General features: G+C 59.3%; 26 protein-coding genes. 24 read left to right on the top strand and 2 right to left on the bottom strand.

Annotated elements, in window-relative coordinates; all coding sequences use genetic code 11:
• Positions 1–58: 58 nt before the first annotated feature.
• From GRI32_RS03685 to GRI32_RS03675, 3 genes are all read left to right on the top strand, one after another.
• Positions 59–862, top strand: coding sequence for a LysR family transcriptional regulator (locus tag GRI32_RS03685; protein WP_160589785.1), 804 nt, complete (start codon positions 59–61; stop codon positions 860–862).
• A 117-nt stretch (positions 863–979) separates the two neighbouring features.
• Entirely contained in the window at positions 980–1,504 is a 525-nt protein-coding gene (locus GRI32_RS03680) for a GNAT family N-acetyltransferase (RefSeq protein ID WP_160589784.1), read from the top strand.
• An 85-nt stretch (positions 1,505–1,589) separates the two neighbouring features.
• Positions 1,590–2,846 carry a hypothetical protein gene (locus GRI32_RS03675; protein ID WP_160589783.1) on the top strand — a complete coding sequence of 419 codons (1,257 nt, stop codon included), beginning with the start codon at positions 1,590–1,592 and terminating at the stop codon, positions 2,844–2,846.
• Positions 2,847–3,023: 177 nt separating this feature from the next.
• Here the strand turns inward: GRI32_RS03675 and GRI32_RS03670 are convergent, their stop codons facing one another.
• Both GRI32_RS03670 and GRI32_RS03665 read right to left on the bottom strand, forming a co-directional pair.
• Entirely contained in the window at positions 3,024–4,253 is a 1,230-nt protein-coding gene (locus GRI32_RS03670; protein ID WP_160589782.1) for a hypothetical protein, read from the bottom strand.
• Positions 4,254–4,348: 95 nt separating this feature from the next.
• Positions 4,349–5,008, bottom strand: a complete 660-nt coding sequence (locus GRI32_RS03665; RefSeq protein ID WP_237437364.1) for a hypothetical protein — start codon at positions 5,006–5,008, stop codon at positions 4,349–4,351.
• Between the two features lie 147 nt (positions 5,009–5,155).
• Between GRI32_RS03665 and GRI32_RS03660 the strand changes: the two genes are divergently transcribed.
• The 21 genes from GRI32_RS03660 to rpsN all read left to right on the top strand — a co-directional run bounded on the left by GRI32_RS03660 (position 5,156) and on the right by rpsN (position 19,668).
• Entirely contained in the window at positions 5,156–6,769 is a 1,614-nt protein-coding gene (locus tag GRI32_RS03660) for an RNA-directed DNA polymerase (RefSeq protein ID WP_160589781.1), read from the top strand.
• Positions 6,770–7,058: 289 nt separating this feature from the next.
• A complete protein-coding gene (locus tag GRI32_RS03655; protein ID WP_160589780.1) occupies positions 7,059–7,448 on the top strand; it encodes a hypothetical protein in 390 nt (129 codons plus the stop codon).
• A gap of 479 nt (positions 7,449–7,927) precedes the next feature.
• On the top strand, positions 7,928–8,299 hold the full coding sequence (rpsL, locus tag GRI32_RS03650) for a 30S ribosomal protein S12 (protein ID WP_160589779.1): 372 nt from the start codon (positions 7,928–7,930) through the stop codon (positions 8,297–8,299).
• Between the two features lie 24 nt (positions 8,300–8,323).
• Positions 8,324–8,794, top strand: coding sequence for a 30S ribosomal protein S7 (gene rpsG, locus GRI32_RS03645; RefSeq protein ID WP_160589778.1), 471 nt, complete (start codon positions 8,324–8,326; stop codon positions 8,792–8,794).
• 129 nt (positions 8,795–8,923) lie between these two features.
• Complete coding sequence (fusA, locus tag GRI32_RS03640) at positions 8,924–11,017, top strand: elongation factor G (protein ID WP_160589777.1); 2,094 nt, start codon at positions 8,924–8,926, stop codon at positions 11,015–11,017.
• A gap of 93 nt (positions 11,018–11,110) precedes the next feature.
• Complete coding sequence (gene tuf / locus GRI32_RS03635; protein ID WP_160589776.1) at positions 11,111–12,301, top strand: elongation factor Tu; 1,191 nt, start codon at positions 11,111–11,113, stop codon at positions 12,299–12,301.
• Between the two features lie 161 nt (positions 12,302–12,462).
• Entirely contained in the window at positions 12,463–12,774 is a 312-nt protein-coding gene (gene rpsJ, locus GRI32_RS03630; RefSeq protein ID WP_034905023.1) for a 30S ribosomal protein S10, read from the top strand.
• Positions 12,775–13,041: 267 nt separating this feature from the next.
• Entirely contained in the window at positions 13,042–13,905 is an 864-nt protein-coding gene (gene rplC, locus GRI32_RS03625) for a 50S ribosomal protein L3 (protein WP_160589775.1), read from the top strand.
• 2 nt (positions 13,906–13,907) lie between these two features.
• On the top strand, positions 13,908–14,531 hold the full coding sequence (gene rplD, locus GRI32_RS03620) for a 50S ribosomal protein L4 (RefSeq protein ID WP_160589774.1): 624 nt from the start codon (positions 13,908–13,910) through the stop codon (positions 14,529–14,531).
• Complete coding sequence (locus GRI32_RS03615) at positions 14,524–14,835, top strand: 50S ribosomal protein L23 (protein ID WP_160589773.1); 312 nt, start codon at positions 14,524–14,526, stop codon at positions 14,833–14,835. Before rplD ends, GRI32_RS03615 begins: the two co-directional genes overlap by 8 nt.
• 4 nt (positions 14,836–14,839) lie before the next feature.
• Positions 14,840–15,676: a 50S ribosomal protein L2 gene (gene rplB, locus GRI32_RS03610; RefSeq protein ID WP_160589772.1), complete on the top strand. Its 837-nt coding sequence runs from the start codon at positions 14,840–14,842 to the stop codon at positions 15,674–15,676.
• A 6-nt stretch (positions 15,677–15,682) separates the two neighbouring features.
• A complete protein-coding gene (rpsS, locus tag GRI32_RS03605; protein ID WP_160589771.1) occupies positions 15,683–15,958 on the top strand; it encodes a 30S ribosomal protein S19 in 276 nt (91 codons plus the stop codon).
• A complete protein-coding gene (gene rplV / locus GRI32_RS03600; protein ID WP_160589770.1) occupies positions 15,958–16,335 on the top strand; it encodes a 50S ribosomal protein L22 in 378 nt (125 codons plus the stop codon). The genes rpsS and rplV overlap by 1 nt, the downstream gene beginning before the upstream one ends.
• Before the next feature lies 1 nt (position 16,336).
• Complete coding sequence (gene rpsC / locus GRI32_RS03595; protein ID WP_160589769.1) at positions 16,337–17,032, top strand: 30S ribosomal protein S3; 696 nt, start codon at positions 16,337–16,339, stop codon at positions 17,030–17,032.
• A gap of 15 nt (positions 17,033–17,047) precedes the next feature.
• A complete protein-coding gene (gene rplP / locus GRI32_RS03590) occupies positions 17,048–17,479 on the top strand; it encodes a 50S ribosomal protein L16 (RefSeq protein ID WP_160589768.1) in 432 nt (143 codons plus the stop codon).
• A 3-nt stretch (positions 17,480–17,482) separates the two neighbouring features.
• Positions 17,483–17,701: a 50S ribosomal protein L29 gene (gene rpmC / locus GRI32_RS03585; protein WP_160589767.1), complete on the top strand. Its 219-nt coding sequence runs from the start codon at positions 17,483–17,485 to the stop codon at positions 17,699–17,701.
• A gap of 10 nt (positions 17,702–17,711) precedes the next feature.
• The gene (gene rpsQ, locus GRI32_RS03580; protein ID WP_160589766.1) at positions 17,712–18,002 is read left to right on the top strand and encodes a 30S ribosomal protein S17; all 291 of its coding nucleotides are present in this window, start codon (positions 17,712–17,714) and stop codon (positions 18,000–18,002) included.
• A gap of 70 nt (positions 18,003–18,072) precedes the next feature.
• Positions 18,073–18,441: a 50S ribosomal protein L14 gene (gene rplN, locus GRI32_RS03575; protein WP_160589765.1), complete on the top strand. Its 369-nt coding sequence runs from the start codon at positions 18,073–18,075 to the stop codon at positions 18,439–18,441.
• Positions 18,441–18,761, top strand: a complete 321-nt coding sequence (rplX, locus tag GRI32_RS03570) for a 50S ribosomal protein L24 (protein ID WP_160589764.1) — start codon at positions 18,441–18,443, stop codon at positions 18,759–18,761. The genes rplN and rplX overlap by 1 nt, the downstream gene beginning before the upstream one ends.
• Positions 18,754–19,338 (top strand): 50S ribosomal protein L5, encoded by a 585-nt coding sequence (gene rplE / locus GRI32_RS03565; RefSeq protein WP_160589763.1) that lies wholly within the window; start codon positions 18,754–18,756, stop codon positions 19,336–19,338. Before rplX ends, rplE begins: the two co-directional genes overlap by 8 nt.
• 24 nt (positions 19,339–19,362) lie before the next feature.
• Positions 19,363–19,668, top strand: coding sequence for a 30S ribosomal protein S14 (gene rpsN / locus GRI32_RS03560; protein ID WP_160589762.1), 306 nt, complete (start codon positions 19,363–19,365; stop codon positions 19,666–19,668).
• Positions 19,669–19,670: the final 2 nt, after the last annotated feature.

Below are 19,670 nucleotides of genomic sequence, written 5' to 3'. Positions count from 1 at the left end.
CGGTCAAGCTCTGTTGCGCTTGCCCCCGCAGGTCCGCCGCATTACAGCGCGGCTTCCCATGAAGCGCACCCATCTGCCCCTCAACGCCTTGCGCGTATTCGATGCCGCCGCGCGGCACCTGAGTTTCACCCGTGCAGCGGATGAGCTGGCGGTGACGCCTGCCGCCGTGGGCCAGCAGATCCGCGCGCTGGAAGATGTGCTGGGCGTGGTGCTGTTTCGGCGCACGTCAAAGGGGCTGGAACTGACCGATGAAGCGGTCAGCGGGCTTGATCCCTTGCGCGAAGGCTTCCTGCGCTTTGAGGAAAGCGTGCAGGCGATGCAGTCTGGCCAGTCCAGTTCCAACTATACTATCGCCGTGCCGCGCGAATTCTATTCCCAGTGGCTGGCCACGCGGCTTGCCAGTTTCCGCCAGAACAACCCCGAAGTGCGATATCAGCTGATCGCCGATGAGGATGCCGACTTTACCGAGGCCAACCTCGATGTCGCCATTCGGCTGGTGGAGGGACCGGGAGAGCTGGAAGGCGTGCAACTGGCCCCCGGACGCCGCGTGACTGTGGCCGCGCCCGGTGCCATCGCTTCAGGTGCCGCCGATGGCTGGATCAGCTGGCCCGCTTTCCCCGCGCCCGAAGGCACCGATGCATTGTTGCAGGTGGGCAATGCCGGACAGGCGCTGTCCTCCGCACTGGCGGGCCTTGGCCGCACGATCATGCCTTTCCCCCTGGTGGCGGAGGCGCTGGAGAATGGCCGCCTCATCAAGCTGGCCGAAGAAGAAGATTGCCGCCGCGCATACTGGCTGATCGCCCCGCGCCCGCAATGGCGGCAGAAGAAGGTCAAGGCGCTCGTCGAGCATCTGACTCAATAGGTGTTCGCCCGCGCATCCGCGCGTCCATCCTGTGACTGGACGGGCAGGCAGGCTGCCCCCGCTGCGGGCGACCGTTCGGCCTTGCGGTCGCTGCGTGAGCGTTTATCGCTCTCCACAATGGAAACCGTGCCGACCCTCACCACCACCCGCTTCACCATGCGGCCATTGCAGCCGGGCGATGAGCACGTGCTGTTCAAGTCCTACAGCGATCCCGATCTGATGCGGTACTGGAGCCGCGGTCCGTTCGACAATGTCAACGATTTGCGCAGCTGGTTGTTCGATCGCGGCTGGGGCGGGCGCACATGGGTGGCGGTGCCCCATGCCGGCGGCGATCCGGTGCTGCGCGTGATAGCCAGCGAGGCGGGACGGGAAATATCGGAAATCGGCTACATGATCGTGCCGGGGCATGAACGGCAGGGCATTGCCCGTGAATGCCTGACCGCGCTGATCACCCATCTGTTCCGGGTTGACGGCGTCCACCGCATCTTTGGCGATGTCGACCCGCGCAATATTCCCTCCAACCGTTTGCTGGAGGGGCTGGGCTTCACCCGCGAGGCGCATCTGCGCGATGCGATGAAGACGCATCTGGGCTGGTGCGACACGTGGCTATGGGGCCTGCTGGAAGATGAATGGAGCCTCTAGGCCCGATTAATCTTTGACCTGCTAGGCACAATATGGTGCCTGTGGGTGATTGCCCGCGCGGGCAATGATCTGAAGGGGGAATTACATGGTTTTCAGGATTGGCAAGGCTGCACTTCTGGCCGGCGCGGCGGCTATCCTCGCGCCCGTTTGTGCATCGGCACAAGATGTTCGCAATCTGGATGACGCAGCCAGCGAAGTGCGCATCTTTACCGATGAGGTGGGCACCACCCCTGTGCGATACCGCTATACCATCGCGCCCATGACATCGCTGCTGATCGATGTGATCCCGGCAGCAGGGTCGGACCTTGATCCGATGCTGACCGTCACCGATGTCGCCAGCGGCGAAGTGCTGGCCGAAGATGACGATGGCGGCGAAGGCCTGGCCTCACGCGCGCGCATCTTCTCGCAGGAAGGCCAGCAGATTGAAATCATGGTCAGTTCCTATGCCTTCTTCTCCGGAGAGGAGACCACCGGCAGGTTTGAGCTGCAATTGCGCCCCTCCGCCTATCGCCCCGCGCCCACCCGCGCGGTGAGCTTCGATTCCACCACGCGGGACACGCTGTCCGAAGGGACCAGCCACCTGTTCACCATCCACGGTGAGGAAGGCCAGCTGCTGGAAGTGGCGATGATCGCCAATGATGAGCTGATCGATCCCACGCTGTCGATCTTTCAGGGCAGCACGGCCGATGGCGAGCCGCTGGCCAGCAATGACGATGGCGGGGAAGGGCTGAACGCGCTGCTGCGTTTCGTCCTGCCCGAAAGCGGCACCTATACGATCAAGGCCGAACCATTCGAAGGCACGTCTGGCGAATACACCTTGCGCGTTGCCGCGGCGAGTTTCCCCGTCCTGCAATCGCCGCAGCAGGCGATCGGGCTGGGCGAGCGCCTGTCCGGTACGCTGGGAGAGGGGTATGAGAACGGTTCGATCGATCCCTCGCAGATCACCTACCAGCTGACCGAGGAAGCCATCGCCGCCATCCGCTCGGGCAGCGGAGAGGTGACCTTCAACATGACCACGCCGCTGTTTGCGGAGGATGACTTTGGCAGCAATGTCGATGCCTACCTCGAACTGGGGCTGGAGACGCCGATCGGCTTTGCCAGCCTGATGAGCGACGACGATGGCGGAGAAGGCCTCAATTCGCGCATCGCGATCGATCTTGGCCCGCTGGCGGATGAGCCGGGCTGGCTGGAACGGCTGCGCCTGCACGCCAGCTCCATCGGTTCGGGCGGTGCGTTCGAGATCGAGGTGGTCGAAGGCCTGCAACCTGTCGATGACGGTTTTGAAGGCGACGAGAACTATGATGGCGGCCCGCCGACATTCAGGCCTGCACCGGCAGACTGATTGCGCAGCCTCTGATCCCGGACCTCGGCATGACCGGGCCTGGTGAAGGGCGCAAGGTCGCTCAGATCCGGCAAGCGATGAAAAAGCCATGAAAAAGGGCCCCGATCCGCAGTGGATCGGGGCCTCTTTTTGATGTTCAGGCTACCGGATCAGATCCGGCCTGCATGACCCAGCTTATCAGCCGCCACCGAAGCCGGGGCGGGGGCCTACGCCCGGATCCCAGTCGAACGGCTGGGCAAAGCGTGCGCGGTCATCATTCTCGGCGGTCACCGCCTCTTCCTCGCCCGCGGCAATGCGCGCCTGCTGTGCGCGGCTGGCGCTGATATAGTCGCGCGGCATGTAATTGCCTTCATGGCAGGCATATTCGAAGAATTCATATTCCTCGTCACGCGACCACTCGATGCGGGTGGTCCAGGGCTGGGTATAGACCTCAGGGTCGGAATAGGTCAGCTCGTGCACGATGGCGTTGGGGCCGGTCATGGTCAGCCGCTCCACCGTCATCGCCTGCGTGCTCATGGGCACGGTGTTGAAGGCGGGAACATCCAGCGTGCCGGTGAACTGCGTGGCCATGTTGAGCGGGCTGGCAGAGCGCTTGGACACATCGTCGGTCGCCGCATCGCCGGAAACGATATTGGTCGTCTCGATCACCAGCGTCTTGCCTTCCCACCAGGCGCGTGAATTGCCCATCCAGGCTTCCACTGCATCGTCCCAGCCGGCGGCCTGCGCCTCTTCCTTGCTGTCATAGATCTTGATCACCCGCGTACCGAGCATTTCCAGCACGATGGTGATGTATCCCGGAGACTGGAACACGCGGATGCCGTTGTTGTAGCGGAACGGATACATGGAGGCGGGGAAGCCGCGCGACACGCAGCGGTCCCAGCTGTCAAAATCGTCCACCCAGTCATACGCCTGACCGGGCACCCAGCCGGAACGGCCTTCGCGGAACAGTTCCATGCCATGCGGCGTCAGGGCGGGCAGCTGGCCGTCTGCCGGGCTGACCAGCATGGAGGTGCGCTTGCCGAAATCGGCGCCTTCGAACCATTCGGCCAGGCCCTGCGTACCACCGGCACCGATGCCGTTTTCATTGGCCTGGGTGAAATTGCCGTCATTGCCGCGCGCTGCTGCCAGCCGCCGCTCGAATTCCTCATCCGTTACCCAGAAGCGGTTGCCATACTGGGCAGGGCGCTGGAACAGGATGCGGCCTTCGTTGAGCTTTTCAATCGGCCAGGTGCCAGTGAAATTATAGTCACCCCAGCTGGTCTTTTCCGGCGTGTAGTCGGTCGGCACCGGAGGCAGGACGGTGAGGTCCGCCGGGCGCGACTGGGCCATGGCGGCAGGTGCGGTAAATGCCACGGCCAGAGCGGCGGCGGCGATGGCGATACGTGAAGTAAGACCGTTGCGGGTCATGGTAAGGTTCCTCTCCCAAGGGTGTTTGCAGGGGAGTTTATGGGAGTTTTCTCCCGGAAGCCATACCTCTCGTTGACTTTGTTTGTAACAGTTTGTCACGTCCCCGGCGGCTGCCTGGCCGCGCGCTGGTCCTCCAGCAACACCTGCACCGCCTCCTCGCGCTGGCGAAACAGGTCGAGCTTGGCGTTGAGGCTTTCGAGCACACTGCGCTCATCGTGCGCCCGCTCCAGCTGGGATGCGGCCAGAACCTCTGCGCGGATGCGTTCATACAGCGGGTGGCCGGGGCGAATATCCGCGCCATAGCGATCCGCCCGGCGATTGCGCAGCAGGAACATCACCAGCGCCTCATTATGCCGCCGCTCGCTGCCCACCACCTTGCCCGCAGAGACCACCAGCCGCTCCTCCCCCTCGATTGCACGGGCCAGAGCGGTATCCTCCAGCCGCGCCACCCCCCGGTCCACCGCCGCATCCCACGCCGCATCAAACTCCTGCGCGCCGGGGCGCTTCCGCAGCTTGTACAGCGCCTCCATACTCGCGCCGATATGTTTGGCGGCAGAGGTGACAATGCCCGTGGCCGCCAGATGCGCAATAAAGGCCCGCTGCCGCTCCGCCGTGATCGAATTGCGGCGCGGAGCCGCATGCGGAACCGGCGCGAAATCCAGTAGCGGATCAGCGGGATCGAGTGCCTCACCGGAGCGGGTCGTCATATAGGACGTGCCCTGGCGGGCGATTTTGCGGGGGTTGCGTGTATTCATGCCATGAGCGCTGGCATAAGGGGACGGGTGTAGGAAAGCGTGGATATTTGTTGATCTAGTGATTGTAGTCATTTGAGTTAGATTTAAAGTTCAAGATAATTACTGTCTGTGTGGCATTGTAAGAATTGAGAATAGGCGGAGGCGAAATTGGACAAAGCCGAATTCGAAAAGGTGAAATCTGCGATAGACATGGCTATCGCTAGAATTCTCAATAAGGGTACAGACGATGTTTTTCGACCACCGATATTTTCACGCTCAATCGAGAGCAGCATTCTAGGAGAAAACGAAGACAGTTTCCGAAAAGAGGCTTATAATCAAACGCTTAAATTTCTTAAGTCCGCGAACCTTCAAGATGCTCGTATAGGTTCTGCTCGCCGCGGATTGGTCGCTAAAGACGAGAGTACCTTTAGAGAGGTGGCGTGGCTCGATCCTTTTGATGCAGTAAAGTATTTGGCTCTATCATTGCTTACTTTCGATAATATAGAGAGTAAAAGAATTAGCAAACAAGACAATGTGATACATTCACATAGAAAATCAGATCTTGCGGAGGAAATTTTTGACGCCAATTTTGGTTATGACAGTTTTAGAAGACGGTCTTCGGAACTTTCTTCTGAGCGAATTGGTAAATGGAAAATCATAACCGATATCGCAAATTTCTTCGATCGAATTGGCAATCACACCCTTGAAAACCATCTTCTCAATATTGGAATAGAGCCAAAATATGTCGCATTGATAAGGGAAGTGCTTCTGTTTTGGGCAGGTGATCGACGGAGCTTTGGTATTCCTGTTGGCTCGGATGCAAGTAGAATATTGTCCGAGGCAACACTTCTCCAGGTCGATCGAAAATTGAATGATTCGAACATTGTCTTTATTCGATACGTAGATGATTTTCGTATCTTTACAGAGACGCGCTTCGAGGCACTAAAGGCAGTCGAGTTATTGACAACTCTGCTGGCTGAAGAGGGTTTGTCGCTCAACAGTCGGAAGACGTCTATTTCGAAGATAGTTAATCCGGAAGAAGTGGCGGAGATTGCCAATCTTTTTCAGGGTGGTGAGCATGAGGCAATAGACCTCGAAAAAAAGATCGAAGTGCAGAGGCTGGCTCAGGTTAGCGGGAAAGGATCAATATCAAAATTTTATAAAGAACCAGGAAAAGATGCTCTAAAAAATATTAAGAAGATAGGAAAGGGGGCGATATTAAGTGAAATAAATATTTGTCAAGAACATGAGTTTGAGTCAAAGCTTAAGTTGGCAGTAAAATTTTTTGTTTACGTCGATCATGATGTTGAGATTCTTAAGTTATTACTGGATCGCAGGCTGACTGCCATCTTTTACATAGCTGACGCCCTTGTAAAGGAAGCTGCCAAATTTTCAGCAGAAGAGTGTGATGAAATCAGGCGCGTCCTATTTGATGAGATGGCTTGGGAGCATTGTGCCTACCCTCTTCAGGTGCCGGTTTTACGTCTTGCCGCGCATGATGCATTCAGAGAAACGCGCTATGTGCGCCAAATTGTGGACAATCACCTTCAATTGGACTGCATGCTCTTTTTTCGTGAAGTGGTGTCTCTGGGGTATCCTTGCCTAGACCGAGCGCGAATTCGTCGGCTTGCAATTCATGTTTTTGGTAATGTCCCTGAATTCGTGAGGCGCGCCATTTTTTTTGCGGTAAGAGAGCATCCCTCATTGTCAGATGATGAAAAGCGCCCCCTGCTTAAGAATATGAGGCAGCATGGCGATGACTGGTTCATTGAGTTAATGTGATTTTTGTATGATGTCAGTATTGTGCCACCGACCCCAATCCCGTCCCAAGTCGCGTTAATGCGAAACGGGAGTCCGCTCCTCCAACGTCAGATAGAGCAGGCCATTGTCGGTTAAGTCCCGCGCTCCAAACACCCCTCCCAAACCAACTTTGCGCGCGCGCAAAGCGTTGTCCGTCACAATAGGGCATTGAACACTCTCCATGGTCGCAAGCTGGGCTAACGCGCTTGTCGCGCAGGCCCTCCATGGATCGGGCCCCACGCTGGGTGGGGCGCAGATATGGAGACCCTTGATGAAACGCCCGCTCATTCTGCTCGGTCTGGCTGTTGCCGCTCCGCTGACGCTTGTCGGCTGCGCCAATCACATGACCTATGGCGTGGGGATGAGCTGGTACAGTCACCCTTACAGCGTGTGGTATGACGGGTTTTACGGACCGTTCTATGATGGCTACTGGGGGACGGACGGATATTTCTATTTCCGGCTCGACATGATCTCCAGCGCCTATCGCCGGGCCGATCCGGGCCATTTCTACCGCCAGCCTCCCGCGCGCAATATGGAGCGCTATCGCCATTATGAAGGCCGCTCATACGAGCCGCCGCGCGGAACGCGGATGCCCAATTACCCAGCGCGCGGTGACGGTAGCCGTGATCGGGACCGGCCGCGCGACCGGGACCGGGATTGACCGGAGGGGGGAATCACCCTAAAGGCCCGCTCGACCGAGACGGAGTTCGCTCCTCCTTGGTCAAACAGAGCTGAACATTGGCGGTTTTGTCCCATTTTTAATCGGGGGCCTTGCGGGGAGACTCGCCAAGGCTCCTTTTTCAATTGGGGTGGCCTGTCAAAGTAACCCGGTGCTCAAGTGCTCGGGTGGAGTGTTTTCGGCTCGTGCTTCACGGGATGTCGCCTTGCGGCGGCTCCCTTGTTTCGCTGGCTTCCCGCTTTCGCGGGAATGACGAAGCGGACGGAAGCGCGATCCAAGAACAATCCATTCGGGCCGGTAGTGCCTTCAGGCCAAACCGCCGATTTGCAGGGCCAGTCCTTGTGAGCCGTGTGGCCAGGCCGGAACCTCATCAATGTGAGAGCGGGTACCGCTTTCGCGCCCGGATGAGGTGACCTGCGATGATAATGTCGTCGTCGCAGCAAGCTAGGTGAAGAGAGAATATGCCGACGATCAACCAGCTGGTCCGCAAGGGCCGCGATCCCGTCAAGGCCAAGAGCAAAGTGCCTGCGATGGAAGAGAACCCCCAGAAGCGCGGTGTTTGCACCCGCGTTTACACCACCACGCCGAAGAAGCCGAACTCGGCTCTGCGCAAGGTGGCCAAGGTTCGTCTGACCAACCAGCGCGAAGTCATCGCCTACATCCCCGGTGAAGGCCACAACCTCCAGGAGCACTCCGTTGTGCTGATCCGTGGCGGCCGTGTGCGCGATCTTCCCGGTGTGCGTTACCATGTGCTGCGCGGCGTACTCGATACGCAGGGCGTGAAGGATCGCAAGCAGAGCCGTTCGAAGTACGGCGCGAAGCGTCCTAAGTAAGCTTTCGGGATAAGGAATTAAGATATGTCACGTCGTCGTCGTCCCGAAAAGCGGGTTATCCTGCCTGATCCCAAGTTTGGTGATGAGGTACTGTCCAAGTTCATGAACAACCTCATGCTGGACGGTAAGAAGTCCACTGCAGAGCGCATCGTTTATGGCGCGCTGGAAACGGTTGAGGCTCGCGCCAAGACCAATCCGGTGGAAACTTTCCATGAGGCCCTGAACAACATCAAGCCTTCGGTTGAAGTGCGCAGCCGCCGCGTTGGCGGTGCCACGTACCAGGTGCCTGTGGAAGTTCGCCCCGAGCGTGCCCAGGCGCTGGCCATTCGCTGGCTGATCGGTGCTGCCCGCGGCCGTGCGGAAACCACCATGGCTGCCCGTCTCTCGGCAGAGCTGATGGATGCTGCCAACAACCGCGGCAATGCCGTGAAGAAGCGCGAAGACACGCACCGCATGGCCGATGCCAACCGCGCGTTCAGCCACTATCGCTGGTAAGGACTGGCGCTGGTAGTGCTTCGCTGTTGAGGGCCGGGGGCGGCGTCCCCGGTCTTCAAGCGGTCACATTTATAACTATATGGGGCGCAGCCTGACCAGGGTTGCCCCTTACGAACCGAGGAATTTCACATGGCCCGCGACTATCCGCTGGAGCGCTATCGCAATATCGGCATCATGGCCCACATCGATGCCGGCAAGACCACGACTACCGAGCGTATCCTTTACTACACCGGCAAGTCCTACAAGATCGGCGAAGTGCACGATGGCGCTGCGACGATGGACTGGATGGAGCAGGAGCAGGAGCGCGGGATCACCATTACGTCTGCCGCGACGACCACTTTCTGGAAGGCGGAAGACGGCCAGGGCCCCGAGCACCGCATCAACATCATCGATACGCCCGGACACGTGGACTTCACCATCGAAGTCGAACGTTCGCTGCGCGTGCTCGATGGCGCGGTCGCCGTGTTTGACGGCGTTGCCGGCGTTGAGCCGCAGTCCGAAACCGTGTGGCGCCAGGCGGACAAGTACAAGGTTCCGCGGATGTGCTTCATCAACAAGCTGGATCGCACCGGCGCGGACTTCTATTACTGCGTGGACAGCATCGTGGAGCGCCTCGGCGCGAAGCCGCTGGTGCTCTATCTCCCGATCGGTGCGGAAGCTGATCTGCTCGGCGTTGTCGACCTGGTCAACAACCGCGGCATCGTGTGGGAAGACGAGAGCCTGGGCGCCACCTTCAACTATGTCGATATCCCGGCAGACATGGCCGAAAAGGCCGCCGAATATCGTGAGCGGATGATCGAGCTTGTCGTCGAACAGGATGACGAGATCATGGAAAGCTATCTGGAAGGCAACATCCCCGATGCGGCCACGCTGAAGCGCCTGATCCGCAAGGGTACGCTGGAGCAGGCTTTCGTGCCTGTTCTGTGTGGCTCTGCCTTCAAGAACAAGGGTGTTCAGCCGCTGCTCGACGCGGTGGTCGATTACATGCCCGCGCCGACCGACGTGGAAGCCATTCGCGGCGTGCTGCTCGACGGTGAAACCGAAGAAATGCGCCCGTCCAGGGATGACGCACCGTTCTCCGCACTGGCGTTCAAGATCATGAACGATCCGTTCGTCGGCTCGCTCACCTTCACCCGCATCTATTCGGGACGTCTGGCCAAGGGCACCGTGCTCAACTCGGTCAAGGACAAGAAGGAAAAGATCGGCCGCATGCTGCTGATGCATTCCAACAACCGCGAAGACATCGATGAGGCATTTGCCGGTGACATCGTCGCCATCGCTGGCCTGAAGGAAACCACCACCGGCGATACGCTGTGCGATCCTGCCAAGCCGATCATCCTCGAGCGGATGGAATTCCCCGAGCCGGTTATCGAGCTTTCGGTGGAGCCCAAGACCAAGGCCGACCAGGAAAAGATGGGCGTTGCCCTCAACCGCCTGGCTGCCGAGGATCCCTCGTTCCGCGTTTCGACCGATCATGAATCGGGCCAGACGATCATCAAGGGCATGGGCGAGCTTCACCTCGACATCCTGGTTGACCGCATGCGCCGCGAATTCAAGGTTGAGGCCAATGTCGGTGCACCGCAGGTGGCCTATCGTGAAAGCCTGGGTCGTTCCGTCGAAGTTACCTACACCCACAAGAAGCAGTCGGGTGGTTCGGGTCAGTTCGGTGAAGCCAAGGTCCGGGTCACCCCGGGTGAGCGCGGGCAGGGCATCGTCTTTGAAGATGTCATCAAGGGCGGCAATATTCCTCGCGAATATATCCCCTCGATCGAAAAGGGCATGCGCGAGCAGGCCGAAAGCGGCTATCTCGTTGGCTTCCCGATCATCGATTTCACCATCGAGCTGCTCGACGGCAAATACCATGACGTCGACTCCAGCACGGTGGCATTCGAAATCACCGGTCGCGGCGCCATGCGTGAAGCGGCTGAAAAGGCCGGCATCAAACTGCTTGAGCCGGTGATGAAGGTCGAAGTTGTGACGCCTGAAGAATATCTGGGTGACGTGATCGGCGATCTCAACTCCCGTCGTGGCCAGATTCAGGGCACCGACACGCGCGGCAACGCACAGGCGGTCGAGGCATTCGTGCCGCTGGCCAACATGTTCGGCTACGTGAATGAACTGCGTTCGTTCTCGCAGGGCCGCGCGCAGTACTCGATGCAGTTCTCCCATTATGACGAAGTGCCCGCGAATGTTGCGGCAGAGGTCAAGGAGAAGCTTGCGTAAGGCCGGCTCAACGTCTAGGGGCGGCGCCTGATTCAGCGGGTGCCCGCCTGATCTTTAAAAAATCAGATTCGAACTAAGAAGGTTATTGGAACAATGGCAAAGGCAAAATTCGAGCGGAACAAGCCGCACTGCAACATCGGCACCATCGGTCACGTCGATCACGGCAAGACCACGCTGACGGCCGCAATCACCAAGGTGATGGCTGAAATCCACGGCGGCGCTGCCGTCGACTTCGCCAACATCGACAAGGCTCCCGAAGAGCGCGAGCGCGGCATTACCATTTCGACCGCACACGTCGAATATGAAACCGCTGCACGTCACTATGCACACGTCGATTGCCCGGGCCACGCTGACTATGTGAAGAACATGATCACCGGTGCTGCCCAGATGGACGGCGCGATCCTGGTGGTGAACGCTGCCGACGGCCCCATGCCGCAGACCCGTGAGCACATCCTGCTCGCCCGTCAGGTCGGCGTGCCGGCTCTGGTCGTGTACATGAACAAGGTTGACCAGGTCGACGACGAGGAAATCCTCGAGCTGGTCGAACTGGAAATCCGCGAGCTGCTGTCCAGCTACGATTTCGACGGTGACAACATTCCGATCGTCAAGGGTTCCGCCCTGGCCGCTCTGGAAGGCCGTGACGATGAAATCGGCAAGAACTCCATCATCGCCCTGATGGACGCTGTTGACGAATTCATCCCGCAGCCCGACCGTCCGGTCGACAAGCCCTTCCTGATGCCGATCGAAGACGTGTTCTCGATCTCTGGTCGTGGTACGGTTGTGACCGGCCGCGTTGAGACCGGCATTGTGAATGTTGGCGACGAAGTTGAAATCGTCGGCATCAAGGACACTGCCAAGACCGTCGTGACCGGCGTGGAAATGTTCCGCAAGCTGCTCGATCGCGGTGAAGCTGGTGACAACATTGGCGCCCTGATCCGTGGCGTTGGCCGTGAAGAAGTTGAGCGTGGTCAGGTTCTGGCCAAGCCCGGCTCGGTCAACCCGCACACTGAATTCAGTGCCGAAGTCTACGTGCTGTCGAAGGATGAAGGTGGCCGTCACACGCCGTTCTTCGCCAACTACCGCCCGCAGTTCTACTTCCGCACCACCGACGTGACCGGCGAAGTGATCCTCCCCGAGGGCACCGAGATGGTCATGCCTGGTGACAACGTTACGATCTCGGTCAAGCTGATCGCACCGATCGCCATGGACGAAGGTCTGCGCTTCGCAATTCGCGAAGGCGGCCGTACCGTGGGTTCGGGGGTTGTCAGCAAGATCACTAAGTAATATAGGCTCGCCACCGACCGGATCTTTAAGGGATTCGGTCGGTGGAGATTTCTAGGGGGCCGCCCCTTCCCGAAGCTTCGAAAGAGGCGCGGTGAGGCGGGGCGGTCTCTTGTTTTTTGGGGGTTTCGGCTCCCTTTGGCTCTTTCGCATCGGTAATGGACATGGAAGCTCAGAATATCCGTATTCGCCTCAAGGCGTTTGATCACCGCGTGCTCGACCAGGCAACTGGTGAGATCGCGGACACTGCTCGCCGCACTGGCGCACTTATTCGGGGTCCCATTCCTCTGCCGACGCGTATCGAGAAGTTCACCGTGAACCGCGGCCCGCATATCGACAAGAAGTCGCGCGAGCAGTTCGAGGTGCGCACCTACAAGCGGTTGCTCGACATCGTGCAGCCCAACGCCCAGACGGTCGATGCTTTGATGAAGCTTGATCTCGCAGCTGGCGTGAACGTTGAAATTAAGCTCGCTTAATTTCGCCGCAGGTCTTCGGTCCGGACTGTAAACGGACCGCGAAATTCCAGGGGCCCTCAATGGCCCCGCATGATCGCAAGTTCATGCAAGACATTGGGATACCGCCGGATCTTTCCTTCGGGAAAACATGGTCCGGGTCTGCGTCCCCCGTCTCGCTCTCTCCCGCACAGGGGAGGGCACCTCAGCCCGGACGGGGCGATGCATCACATATTGGGCTGTGCAAGCCTGTCGGATGGTCCGGCAGGCCTCTGTTTAGGAGTTTGGATCATGCGCACTGGCGTGATCGCGAAGAAAGTCGGGATGACCCGCTTGTTCCAGGAAGATGGCCGGCATGTGCCTGTCACCGTTCTGGCGCTTGAGGATTGCCAGGTCACCGCTCACCGTACTGAAGACCGCGATGGATATTTCTCGGTTCAGGTTGGTGCAGGCGAGGCCAAGCAGAAGAACGTCAACAAGCCGCAGCGCGAAGCTTTCGCCAAGGCTGAAGTCGGTCTGAAGCAGCGTGTCGCCGAGTTCCGCGTAGACAATGAAGACGGCCTGCTTCCGGTAGGTTCCACCATCTCTGCCGAGCATTTCATTGCCGGCCAGAAGGTGGACATCACCGGTCACACGCAGGGCAAGGGTTTTGCCGGTGCCATGAAGCGCTGGGGCTTTAAGGGCCTGCGCGCTACCCATGGTGTTTCGATCAGTCACCGTTCGCACGGTTCGACCGGTCAGCGCCAGGATCCGGGCAAGGTCTTCAAGAACAAGAAGATGGCCGGCCACATGGGCGATCGTCAGCGCACCCAGCAGAATCTGGAAGTTGTGCGGACCGATGCCGAGCGTGGCCTGATCTTCGTGAAGGGCTCTGTGCCCGGTTCGAAGAACGGCTGGCTGATGGTTCGCGATTCCGTGAAGCTTGCGCTTCCCGAAGGCGTGCCGTTCCCCGGTGCGATCCTGGAAAAGAAGAGCACGCAGCCCGAGCATGACGTTGCAACTCCCGGCCTGGTCGAGGGTGCAGCTGAGCATGAAGTGCAGCCCGAAGTGACCCTGGAGCAGCAAGCAACGCTGCTTGAGGAACAGAATTCCGGTGTGGCTGCCGATGAGAACAACGCTGACGGCGCCGCCGACGGCGAGAGCAAGGAGTCCTGATCGTGAAGGTCAAGGTCCAGAAAATCGACGGCAAGGCGTCGGGCGACATCGAGCTTAGCGATGCCGTGTTCGGCCTCGAGCCGCGCGCGGATATCCTGCACCGGGTTGTTACCTGGCAGCTCGAGAACCGCCGTGCCACCGCCCGTCCCACGCGCGAACGTTCCGACGTTGCCCGTACCGGTGCCAAGTTCGGCAAGCAGAAGGGCGGCGGCCGTGCCCGTCATGGTGACCGCGCTGCTCCGATCTTCATCGGTGGTGGTAAGGCCCACGGTGCCCGCAAGCGTGACTTCGAGCAGTCGCTCAACAAGAAGATCCGCGCTCTCGGCCTGCGCATGGCTCTGTCGAGCAAGGCAAACAACGGCCTGGTGGTCGTTGACAGCCTGTCGCTCTCGGATGCCAAGACCAAGGCGCTGGCAGCAACGTTCGGCAAGAATGGCTGGAACGGCAAGGTGCTGGTGATCGATGGCGATACTGTCGAAGACGGCTTCCGCCTGGCCGCTGGCAACCTGCCGGGTGTCAATGTGATGCCGGCCGTGGGTGCCAATGTCTATGACATCCTCAATCACGATACGCTGGTCCTGACCAAGGCCGCTGTCGAAAAGCTGGAGGCGCGTTTCAATGGCTAAGAAGAGCGAAGTGGACGCGCGTCACTACGACGTGATCCTCGCCCCCCATATCACCGAGAAGGCAACCCTGCTTTCCGAACATAACGCCGTTGTGTTCAAGGTGGCCGGAGAAGCGACCAAGCCGCAGATCAAGGATGCGGTTGAGGCTCTCTTCGACGTGAAGGTCACGGGCGTGAACACCATTGTCCACAAAGGCAAGACGAAGCGCTGGAAGGGCAAGCCCTACAAGCGCAGCGACATGAAGAAGGCGATTGTCACGCTGGCCGAAGGCGAGTCGATTGACATCACCGAAGGTGTGAGCTGATCCGATGGCATTGAAAAACTATAACCCGACCAGCCCGGCACGCCGTGCCCTGATCCTGGTAGACAAGTCCGACCTGTACAAAGGCAAGCCGGTCAAGTCTCTCACCAAGGGTCTGACCAAGACCGGTGGCCGCAACAACAAGGGCCATGTGACCAGCCGCGGCATTGGCGGCGGGCACAAGCAGAAGTATCGATTTATCGACTTCAAGCGCCGCAAGTGGGACATGGAAGCAACCGTGGAACGGATCGAATATGATCCCAACCGCACTGCCTTCATCGCCCTGATCAAATATACCGACGGTGAGCTGTCCTATATCATCGCGCCGAACCGGATGGCCGTGGGTGACACGATCATCGCTGGCGAAAAGGTCGACACCAAGGTTGGCAATGCCATGCTGCTGGGCCAGATGCCCGTCGGCACGATTTGCCACAATGTCGAGATGAAGCCGGGCAAGGGCGGCCAGATCGCCCGTTCGGCGGGCACCTATGTGCAGCTGGTCGGTCGTGACCGCGGCATGGTTATGGTGCGCCTCAATTCGGGTGAGCAGCGCTACGTTCGTGGTGATTGCATGGGTACGGTTGGCGCGGTTTCGAACCCCGACAACCAGAACCAGAACCTGGGCAAGGCCGGCCGCAAGCGTTGGATGGGCGTAAAGCCGCTGACGCGTGGTGTCGCCAAGAACCCGGTTGATCACCCCCATGGTGGCGGCGAAGGCCGTACCTCGGGTGGCCGTCATCCAGTTACGCCGTGGGGCAAGCCGACCAAGGGCGCCCGTACCCGCAAGAACAAGCAGACGGACAAGATGATCATCCGTTCGCGTCACGCGAAAAAGAAGAGGTAAGCGAAGATGGCACGTTCCGTCTGGAAAGGTCCGTTCGTCGATCTTCACCTGCTGAAGAAGGCGCAGGACGCTCAGGAAGCAAGCAGCAACAAGCCGATCAAGACCTGGTCGCGCCGTTCAACCGTGCTTCCCGATTTCGTCGGCCTGACGTTCAACGTCTACAATGGCCACAAGTTTATTCCGGTGTCCGTTAGTGAGGACATGGTCGGTCACAAGCTCGGTGAATTTGCGCCCACGCGCACCTTCCCCGGCCACGCTGCCGACAAGAAGGGTAAGCGATAATGGGCAAGGCAAAATCACCCCGCCGCGTCGGCGATAACGAGGCGCTGGCTGTTGGCACCACCATTCGTGGTTCGGCCCAGAAGCTGAACCTGGTGGCTGCGTTGATCCGTGGCAAGAAGGCAGAAGATGCTCTGAACATCCTCTCCTTCTCCAAGCGCGGCATGGCAGTTGACGCCAAGAAGGTTCTCGCATCGGCCATCGCCAATGCGGAAAACAACCATAACCTGGATGTGGACGCGCTGGTCGTGGCCGAAGCCAGTGTTGGCAAGTCTGTCACCATGAAGCGTTTCGCGACGCGCGGCCGTGGCAAGTCCACCCGCATCCTCAAGCCGTTCAGCCGGCTGCGGATTGTCGTGCGCGAGCAAGAGGAGGCTTAAGATGGGTCATAAAAGCAATCCGATCGGCCTCCGCCTGCAGATCAACCGCACGTGGGACAGCCGCTGGTACGCCGAGGGCTCTGACTATCGTCAGCTGCTCAAGGAAGATATCGAGATCCGCAAGTACATCATGGCGAACCTGCCCCAGGCAGCGATTTCCAAGGTGGTGATCGAGCGTCCGGCCAAGCTGTGCCGCGTTTCGATCTATGCTGCACGTCCCGGTGTCATCATCGGCAAGAAGGGTGCGGACATCGAAAAGCTGCGCTCCAAGCTGGCCACGATGACGTCGAGCGAAGTGAAGCTGAACATCGTTGAAATCCGCAAGCCGGAAATCGATGCCAAGCTCGTTGCGCAGGGCATTGCCGATCAGCTGGTTCGCCGCGTGGCGTTCCGCCGGGCGATGAAGCGCGCGATGCAGTCTGCCATGCGTCTGGGTGCCGAAGGCATCAAGATCATGTGTGCGGGCCGTCTGGGCGGTGCTGAAATCGCCCGCGTGGAACAGTATCGCGAAGGCCGTGTGCCTTTGCACACACTGCGTGCCAACGTCGATTACGCCGAAGCCGAGGCGCTCACCGCCTATGGCATCATCGGCATCAAGGTCTGGGTCTTCAAGGGCGAAATCCTTGGCCACGATCCGATGGCACAGGACCGGCTGATGATGGAAGCACAGACTTCCGGCGTCCGTCCGGCTCGTTGAGGTTAGGGTAAAGCAATGCTGCAACCGAAGAAAACCAAGTATCGCAAGGCCTTCAAGGGCCGTATCCATGGCCTGGCCAAGGGCGGTACGGATCTGAATTTCGGCTCCTATGGTCTCAAGGCCATGGAACCCGAGCGTATCACTGCACGCCAGATTGAAGCTGCGCGCCGTGCCATCACGCGTCACATCAAGCGCCAGGGTCGCCTCTGGATTCGCATCTTCCCGGACGTTCCGGTGTCGAAGAAGCCTGCTGAAGTGCGTCAGGGCAAGGGCAAGGGCAGCATCGAATTCTGGGCCGCTCGCGTGAAGCCCGGCCGTATCCTGTTCGAGCTCGACGGCGTTCCCGGCCCGCTGGCCGCTGAAGCTTTCAGCCGTGCGGCGATGAAGCTGCCGATCAAGACGAAGGTCGTTGCCCGTCTGGGCGACACCTCGCACCTGGGAGCATAAGTCATGTCCAAGATCGAAGATCTTCGCACCAAGACCAACGACCAGCTCGCTGTTGCTCTGACCGAGCTCAAGCGTGAGCAGTTCAACCTGCGCTTCCAGAGCGCGACCAACCAGCTTGAGCGTCCTGCTCGGGTCCGGGAAGTTCGCCGCGGTATCGCGCAGATCAAGACGCTTCAGGTAGAGCGCGCCAACAGCGCCTCTGCCGAAGCCGCCAAGGCTTAAGGAGTTAACGATGCCGAAGCGTATCCTGACCGGGACCGTCACCTCCGACAAGACCGACAAGACCGTGACCGTGAAGGTCGAACGCCGCGTGAAGCACCCGCTGTACGGGAAGATCATCAAGCGTTCGAAGAAGTATCACGCGCACGATGAAGCCAATGAATTCAGCGAAGGCGATACCGTCCGCATCGAGGAGACCAAACCGATCTCCAAGACCAAGACGTGGAAGGTCCTCGACCGTGTGACTGCGAGCAAGGGGCAGGCTGTAGAGGCCGACCTGGAAGTCGAAGAAGCAAGCAACTGATTTTAGTCGTTAGGAACTCCCGGGCTGGCACCGCCAAGTCCCGGAAAGCCAATGAGAAGGAACCGGATCAATGATCCAGATGCAATCCAATCTCGACGTCGCGGACAACAGCGGCGCAAAGCGCGTCCAGTGCATCAAGGTGCTGGGCGGGTCCAAGCGTCGTACCGCGTCTGTCGGGGACGTGATCGTGGTTTCCATCAAGGAAGCCCAGCCACGCGCCCGTGTTAAGAAGGGTGACGTTCACCGTGCCGTGATCGTGCGCACCCGCAAGGACGTTCGTCGTCCCGACGGCAGCGTGATCCGTTTCGACAGCAATGCCGCTGTTCTCGTGAACAAGAGCGAGGAGCCGATCGGCACCCGTATCTTCGGCCCGGTGGTGCGTGAACTGCGCTCCAAGGGCTTCATGAAGATCATCTCGCTTGCTCCGGAGGTGCTGTAATGGCTGCCGCAAAGATCAAGAAGGGCGACAAGGTCGTCGTGTTGTCGGGCAAGGACAAGGGCCGTACCGGCACCGTGTCCAAGGTCATGCCGAAAGAAGGCAAGGTCCTGGTTGAGGGCGTGAATGTCGCTGCCCGTCACCGCAAGCCGACGCAGACAAACCCGCAGGGCGGCATTGAACGTGCTCCTGCTCCGATGGCGATTGGCAAGGTTGCCGTTGCCGATCCCAAGGATGGCAAGCCGACCCGCGTGCGCTTTGAAGAGCGTGACGGCAAGAAGGTCCGTGTAGCCGTCAAGTCCGGGGAGACGATCGATGGCTGAAGTCTACACACCGCGCATGAAGCAGCGCTACAATGATCAGATCACGAAGGCGATGACCGAGAAATTCGGTTACACCAACGCGAACCAGGTGCCCAAGCTGGAAAAGATCACGCTGAACATGGGTGTTGGCGAAGCGAGTCAGGACAAGAAGAAGGTCCAGATTGCTGCCGCAGAAATGGAATTGATTGCTGGCCAGAAGCCGGTGATCACCAAGGCGAAGAAGTCAATCGCGCAGTTCAAGCTGCGTGAAGGCATGCCGATCGGTTGCAAGGTAACCCTGCGCCGTGACCGCATGTTCGAGTTCCTCGACCGCCTGGTGACGATCGCAATGCCTCGCATTCGCGACTTCCGTGGGCTGAATCCGAACAGCTTCGACGGCAATGGCAACTATGCCATGGGCCTGAAGGAGCAGATCATCTTTCCGGAAATCAGCTACGACCAGATCGAAAAGGTGCGCGGGATGGATATCATCGTGACCACCACCGCCAAGACCGACGACGAAGCGCGCGAGCTGCTGCGTCTGTTCGGTTTCCCGTTCCCGGCTGAAGAAGCCGAAGAAGAAAAGGCTGCCGCGTAAGCGGCGCAGGAGAGCTTAAGTCCAATGGCGAAACTGAGTTCCATAAACAAGAACGAGAAGCGTAAGGCTCTCGTCCTCAAGTACGCGGCGAAGTACGCCCGTCTCAAGGCTGTTGCCGATGATGAATCGCTCGATGAGAGTGAGCGTCTGATGGCTCGCCTGAAGATGGCCGAGATCCCGCGGAATGGTAACCCCACACGTGTGCGCAACCGCTGCACCACCACCGGCCGCCCGCGCGGCTATTATCGCAAGTTCGGCCTGAACAGGATCGAACTGCGGAATCTGGCCAACAAGGGTCTGATTCCGGGCGTGACCAAGTCGAGCTGGTGAGG

The sequence above is a fragment of the Alteraurantiacibacter aestuarii genome (genome assembly GCF_009827405.1).
In the GTDB taxonomy this organism is placed as follows: Bacteria; Pseudomonadota; Alphaproteobacteria; order Sphingomonadales; family Sphingomonadaceae; genus Alteraurantiacibacter; species Alteraurantiacibacter aestuarii.
Note: the sequence above shows the minus strand (reverse complement) of the source record. Positions and strands in the feature narration are given on the sequence as shown.